We start from the raw sequence: 7,145 nt of genomic DNA on the forward strand, positions 1-7,145 counted from the left end.
AGGTCTCACCGGCGCTGTCGATCACCGGGCGACCGTCGCCGTCTCTGGCCTCAATGAATTGATCGGCATTCAGGGCGGCCTGAGCTCCCGCCGCAAGCTGCAGCAGCGCCGCGCCGCCGATCAGCAGCATGCGGCGCTTGCCGGCACGTGCCGACATCGCCGCGGCGAACGCCTTGGCTGAGTGCATTCTTGGTTTCGATTGATCCATTGCTGTTCGTCCCGACGCTTCGATAGCGTCTTGCCGGTTCGGTCTCACATTCGCAGCACCGACTGGTGCGGCCACGCGTTCATGCGAAACAACTGAAGTGCGTTCGTAAAAAATTAACTGGGCCTAAACTCGTCGTTGATCACCGTCTGGCCCAGGGTTTTCAAACCGTTGCCGATGATGAACAAGTTCCGGATATTATAGCGATCCGACGAGCCGGACGGATCTCAAGGTTAAAAAACGATTGATGATCCCCAGGCTGCCGTTCGCATGGCGTAAGTCCTGCCAGCCCGCATGGGCTGGCGGAACCTTGGTCAGCACCTCAAGGTGCCGACAGACCGACTATTCAGTGCATGGCCCGAAGCCGGGCAGGCTGACGGGACTGGTCACGGGGACCCGATCAGACCCGGCGATCACGGTCGCGTTGACCGGTGCGGTCACGCTGAAGCACGCTTGCCCATCAATCGCCAGGCTGAAGTCAATCCCGTCCTGCCCACCCCCGCCCACATTCATGACGAAGTTGGGCGGCAGCCGATCCGTTGACTCGAACGAGAACCCTGACAGGCTGGCGAAGGGGGGGGTGGCGGTGAGGCTGCCTGCGAATCCGACGACCTGGCCTCCGCTAGTGCCGCGCAGGTGCCACTGGTTGGTGCCGCAGTCGTTCCAGAGAAAGACCGCTGTCTCGGTGGCCTTGTTATAGGCCGGATTCGGCGCGCCGCAGGCCGGCGGTGTCACCGCGGTGTCGTTGTCGAGGATGTTGGCGGTGGCTGTGACCTCGCCGGTTTGTGTACCGGTCAGTGTCAGGTCGAAGGTCTCGTCCCCCTCGGTGATGGCATCGTCGATGACCGGCACCGCGACCGTCTTGACGGTCTCGCCGGGGCCAAACGTCAGGGTGCCGCTCGTCGCGGTGTAATCGCTGCCGGCCAGGGCTGTCCCGTCGGCCGTCTGATACGCGACCGCTACCGTTTCCCCAGGTCCGGGTGCGGGCGACAGGGTGACGGCGAATTCCGCGGCGCCCGCCGTCTCTGCCACGGATGGATCAGTGACGGTGACATTGAAGGAACGGTTTGACCCGGTTCCTTCGACCAGATGGTGAACCTGGTCAGCAGGCAATCCGGTGAAGGTGTCCACTGTCCCGCTCGGCCACCGGACTTCCAGGTTTACGTTGGTGTTCCCGGCCAGGCCATAATGGATGCGCTTGAAGTTCTGGGCCTTCTTGTGCATTCCATTGCCCTGCTCGCGCATCTGGACTTTGCCGTCCGGAGTGGTGGCGTAAAGGATGGCGCCGATGCCGTCGCGATTGGAGATCGTCCCCTCCAGATCGATCTGAATCCAATGATTGCCGGTTGCGCCGGTGTTGCGGAACAACTGCTGCTTGCCGGCATAGGAGAAGGGTCGGAGCAGGAAGCCGTTGGCCAGAAATACGTCCAGTTTGCCGTCCAGGTCGTAATCGCCCAGGCTGACCGTGTCGAGCCGTCCTTCAGGCATCTGCCCTTCAGCCCCGCCGGCCTGGGGCACGGGCACAAAGGTGCCGTTGCCCTGGTTTTCGTAAATGGTGTTTGGAAGATTTGACAATTCGCCGGTGCATCCGACATAGACGTCGAGATCCATGTCGTTATCCAGATCGCCGGCAGCGGCCGCGTTACAGGAGCGATTCACGCTCTGAATCTGACTTGATCTGTTGACGAGCTGGTGGTCCTGGTTCTGCAGCATCAGTAGCGGCGACCCGGCGGTCGGTTGTCCAACGCGCACCGGTCCGATCGCGCTTAGTTGGGACAGCGAGTCTGCGGCGCGAATCACCATACCCATCGCCCAAAGGTCAGTACCAATCCACCTGACCTGCCACTGACCGTTCACCACGCCGATGACGATTCCGCGCGGAATGTCCGTTGGGCGAGGCGCAAGTCCCTGTGCCTGGTCCGCGGTCAGGGTGAACTTGATGTGAAGCGGCATGGAGCCGGGCAGCTGGCCGGGCAGGGTTGGCAGTTGACTGCTTGCCGCGGGGTGTTGTCCGGCGGACCCGAAGTAGATTTCCTGGGTGGTGGTAAACCAGTCGAATTCGAAGGTGACGGCGCCGCTCGCCGTGAAGGCGAACCCGCTGTCGAAGGGCAGGCTCTTGTCGAACACCGCGTGCGCGGTCTTGCTGTCGACCGCGCCGACGAGGTTTGTCGATGAAGTGCCGCGGGGCGCAAACAGATCGGTTCGCAGGTCGCCGTCGAAGTCTCCCGCCGCAAGATCCAAGGGGAAGGCCGTGTATAGTGTATCACCAACGACCGACCGCAGTTCGCGGAACGGCATCTGTGTGATGTCCCAGATCCGTGTGACTGCGGATGAGTCGGCGCAGATCACATCCTGAACCCCGTCGCCAGTCAGTTCCGCCAGCAGTGCGTAGTGACAGGGGACGTCATTGACCAGATCGACTCCAGTCGACTCGTCCAGGACGAACTGTGGCAACCCGTCGGGTGACGTATCCTGCCGGAATGTGGCCGAGGGTTGACGATAGGCAAAAAAATTGTCCCTGGCGACGACCAGGACGTCCAATTTGCCGTCGCCAGTGTAGTCAAAGAATATCGGGGCGCGACCGCCGGTGGGCATCCTCCCTCTGCGGGACCAAGTGGGTGGATAGGCGAATCCCAGTTGGCCCCCCAGATTGGTGAATTGACCGGCGCCGTCGTTCAGCCACAGCGGGAAGGTCCAGCCGGCGCCCGTCACCTCCATGATGTCCGGGTCGCCGTCATTGTCCCAATCCGCGGATGCCATCGAGTGGGTGTCGGTGCGTACCTCGAAGATGCCTCCCAAGACCTCAGATGCCACGTCCCGGAAGATGCGGCTACCCGAGGGGCCCGGCTGATTCTGGTAGAGAACGGAAGGCAGGAACTGGTGCTTAGTGCCAAAGATCTCCGGGTAGCCGTCGCCGTTGGTGTCGAGGAACCCTGTCCCATAGGTTTCCCCCGTGTCGTTGATCCCAGCGGATGCCGATACATCCTCGAACCGAATCTCCGCGCCGACCGTTGAGGCTCCGATCGTCAGGAGTGCCGCGGCTGCTCGGGCTGAACGCCGGGCGTAACGGGATTTCTTGCACATACATCTCTCCTCGCATTAGACCTATAGGAAACTTAAGAAAAATTCTGGTGTCGCTCTAGGGCTGACGATTAATTATAGGCAACATACGAGCCAACTTTTGTAGCGATGTTGCGGTGCTCGTTGGAGCTTGAGGAGATGCTGTCGAATAAGAGGCGTTTACGGTTTGACTGCTGCTGTGATTGGTAACGTTCCGTTAAACAAAACGCTGACTCACGGAGTCGAGCGGAGCGATTTGTGCTGTCAGGCGCCTGGTCTAGGGCTATAACTGGAAAAAAAGTATTGTAACTATGTAATCATTAAATGACATATCCACAAAAAATTTCGAAAAGACTGGGAGTAACGAGAGCGATAAGTGTTTTTTAGCCGAGGCGACCGTTGACTCCAGCCGCGTCCGGCCGAGCATCTGTTCGCGATCGTCGGCTTTAAGTCTTATCCAGTTTTGAAAACCAAACGGAACTCAAAGTAACGTGCTCAGGTTGGGGGCCTTGATCACGGGTCCGGACACAGGGCATAGTAGATCTGGCACGAGAGAGCGTGTTGAGGTCAGCAGAGGCGGTAGTCACGTTGACGCCCCGTGAAAGCCGGGACGAGCGAAGGACCGACGAGTCACAAGAAGAGTCACCAGAGGACCACAGTCTGCATCCACGAGGCAGGGGGCACGGAGAGCAGCGACACGGGCGCGGCAGTTACCGACTCGGAGGGTCTAGCCCAAGAGGGTGGATTCCCGCAGCGTGGACGCTCGCGGGCTAAGCTTGCTGGGCACAAGCGCCGGATGCGTAAATCCGCAGGTCCGATCGTGTTGGGGGTGACGGGCGGAATCCCGTCACCCCGACCCGATCGTCCGGAATGACGATCAAGGTCTCACCGCGATTCAGATTTGGTAAGCGTTGGACTCCCTTATCATTTGAGCGAGGGTCGTGTTTTGGCGAGCACGAGATCCTGTTGTAAGCTGGTGAGGATGCTGCGATACGCGCTATTGCCGATCTGATTCGTGAACTCGCCTGGATCCGCCTGCAGGTCGTACAATTCCGCCGCCGTCGGCACTTTGCCCCAACCCCACTCAGTGTAACGGTAGAGACCATTCCTGATGCTCCGGCCGCCGCCCGACCGCCTCACCACGCTGTAGGCCGGACCGTTGTCGACGTCTGCTGCCGGATTGTCCAGCAGCGGCACCAAGCTGACACCTTCGTTCGCATCGGGAATCGGCAATCCGCAGAGTTCAGCCAGTGTCGGATACAGGTCAAGCAGTTCCACGGGCGCGTCGGCCACCTGTGCGACGCTTTTTTCCGGAGCGACAATGATAAAAGGTACCCGCGTGGTTTCAGCGAAGAGTGTGTGCTTGGCAACCAATCCGCCATGCTCGCCGAAGTGTTGACCATGGTCGCTGGCAAAGACGACAACCGTGTCCTTCCAGAGGTCGAGGCGGGTGAGGGCGTCCAGGAGGACACCGACACCCGCGTCCACAAAGGAGTGTGACGCATAAGCGGCAAGAATGGCCTTGCGGCGTTCGTCGTTGGTACCCACGCTTGCCCATTCCGGGTTGTTGGTCAGCGCGACTGACGGAATATCCGCTCGATCATTGGTCGGCTCACCCGATTCATGGGGCACCTTGATCTGCGCGGTCGAGTACATGTCGAAATATTTTTTCGGAACGGTCCAGGGAGTATGCGGTTTACGGAATCCCATGGCAATGAAGAACGGTTCAGGCTGGCCCTTGCGTTGCTCCAAGAGTAGGGCGACGTAGCGTGCGTTTCGCCCGTCCTGCGTATGCTCATCTAACTGGGTGGTGGCTGACCACGACAAAAGCCCAACTCCGCCTTTTGCCACGGTGGTGTAAGGGGGGGGCGTTTTGGTCAGAACGCCGTTCTCGCGGTCCAAGTCCCAGTGAAATTCACGAACGAAGGTGTCGTGGGCGATTTTTCCCACACGTGCAGTGTAATAGCCTTGATTATGGAAATACTCCGGGAGCATCACCCAGTCGGGCCCCAAGTAGGTGCGGGGATTGTCGGTGTTGTAATAGACTCGTGATGACTCCGGATAGACGCCGCTAAGCATGGACGTTCGTGAGGCATTACAGACGGGGTAGTTCGCATTGGCATTGTTGAAACGAACGCCGCGGTCGGCCAATGCATCGATGTTCGGTGATTTGACGACCGGGCTGCCGTAGCACCCCAGTTCGTCATTCATGTCATCGGTGAGGATCAACAGGACGTTTTTTGCGGGAGCTGCTTGCGTCGATGCGGCGAATGGTGCCATTGCCGCCAGTAAGCAGAGAACGAAGCGATAATGCTGATTCATAGCTCGGTATCGATCAGGTTGTTTTTTATCAGGTTGCGACATTTTAACATAATACAAGATTAAGTACTCCAACAGAATATTTTATATGGCGCTATTATGTTAAGTTACTGTTTTTAAATTGTTTTCTTTTTCGTTTGTGGCCTTGATCGTAATCCCGGCCAGCGGCATGCGTAGTCAGGGCTTCCAGCCCTGACGGTGTCAGGCCAGGATGGCCTGACTACGCACCCGGCGAGCCCAAGTGGCCGGAACCATGATCAAGGCCTCGTTTATCTCTGATCTCTTATAAACAATTGTGTTGATGTACTTAAGTCGGTCTGCTGCGCGGTGCGCACCGACTCGCGCGATGTCTATGCCCGATCAGGGCGGTGCGCATGCCTGGTAACCGGGCAAGCTCGGCGATTCAGTTGCCACCGATTAAGCCGGCGTTTCGCAGGCGGGAAGGGTGCAGGCGCTGTCGTCATCAACAATGGTCGCCGTCACCACCTTGGTGACGCCACTGGTCAGGTTCAGGCTGATGGTCTTGCCGTTCTCACGAGGCGCATCGTCGGTGATCGGTACCGCGACGGTGCGCTGGGTTTCGCGGGCCGGAAACGTCAAGCTAGGGGATGTGGCCGTGTATAGTATTCGGACGTGATAACCGGACGTAGGGGCGGGCTTCAACCCCCCCCTACATCAGGGTCTGTCTGGATATCAGGTACGAAGGCGATAATCACTTTAGAGCACGGCGCTGCCATTCGCTGTCTGGTAATTCACCTGCTCCTACTGATCGCTGCTGGCTGCGGGTGTCAGGGTGACGTTGAACATCGCCGTTCCGGCGGCCTCGATGACGCTCAGGTTCGCGGCACTGGGTACCGCCGGGCTGGTGGTGCAGAGCCCGAAGTCGGGAAGGCTCACCGCCGTTCCCACCGGTAGGCGCGTGGCTCCGGCTAGGATCACCTTATTTACGGGGGCGGTCAGGCTGAAACACGCTTTGGCCCCCGTCGCGAGCGTGAAGTCGAGCCCGTCTTGCCAAATCCCGCCCACACTCATGACATAGTTGGGCGGAGGCAGCAGGTCGCCGAATTCAAAGGAGAATCCAGTCAGACTGGCGAACGGCTGATCGGCGATCAGGCCACCCCGATAGGTCACGAACTGGCCGCCCGCCGTGGCCCGCACATGCCAGCGGTTGGTGCCGCAGTCGTTGTACAGCAGGATCACCGACTCGGTTGCCGCGGCGTAGACCGGGGTACCGCAGACCGGTGCACGGTCACCGGAGCCCTCGACCAGACGGTGGATGTGGTCGACCGGCAGTCGGGCAAAGGTGTCGACGATGCCGCTTGGCCAGTGCACTTCGAGTTCGACCGCGGTGTTGCCGGCCAGGCCGAAATGGGTGCGCACGGCATCCTGAACATAGCGGTGGACGCCGTGATTTTGCTCACGCAGCTGCACCCGGCCATCGGGGGTCGTCGCGTAGATGATGGCGCCGACGCCATCGCGCGTGGACGTCACCCCCTCCAAGTCGAGTTCTATCCAGTGGTTGGCGTTGCCCTGATTGCGAAATAACTGCTGTTCGGCGGCG

General features: G+C 59.6%; 5 protein-coding genes. All 5 read right to left on the minus strand.

The window, feature by feature from the left end:
* A partial coding sequence (locus QZY03_RS18010; protein WP_295583495.1) for a hypothetical protein occupies positions 1-187 on the minus strand: 187 nt, incomplete at its 3' end.
* Between the two features lie 360 nt (positions 188-547).
* On the minus strand, positions 548-3,289 hold the full coding sequence (locus QZY03_RS18015) for an FG-GAP-like repeat-containing protein (RefSeq protein WP_295583497.1): 2,742 nt from the start codon (positions 3,287-3,289) through the stop codon (positions 548-550).
* Positions 3,290-4,189: 900 nt separating this feature from the next.
* On the minus strand, positions 4,190-5,587 hold the full coding sequence (locus QZY03_RS18020) for a sulfatase (protein ID WP_295583500.1): 1,398 nt from the start codon (positions 5,585-5,587) through the stop codon (positions 4,190-4,192).
* Between the two features lie 414 nt (positions 5,588-6,001).
* Positions 6,002-6,184, minus strand: a complete 183-nt coding sequence (locus QZY03_RS18025) for a hypothetical protein (protein WP_295583502.1) — start codon at positions 6,182-6,184, stop codon at positions 6,002-6,004.
* A gap of 162 nt (positions 6,185-6,346) precedes the next feature.
* Positions 6,347-7,145: ASPIC/UnbV domain-containing protein (locus QZY03_RS18030; protein WP_295583505.1), on the minus strand; the 799-nt coding region annotated here is incomplete at its 5' end.

Source organism: uncultured Lamprocystis sp., from assembly GCF_903933125.1.
Lineage (GTDB): Bacteria > Pseudomonadota > Gammaproteobacteria > Chromatiales > Chromatiaceae > Thiodictyon.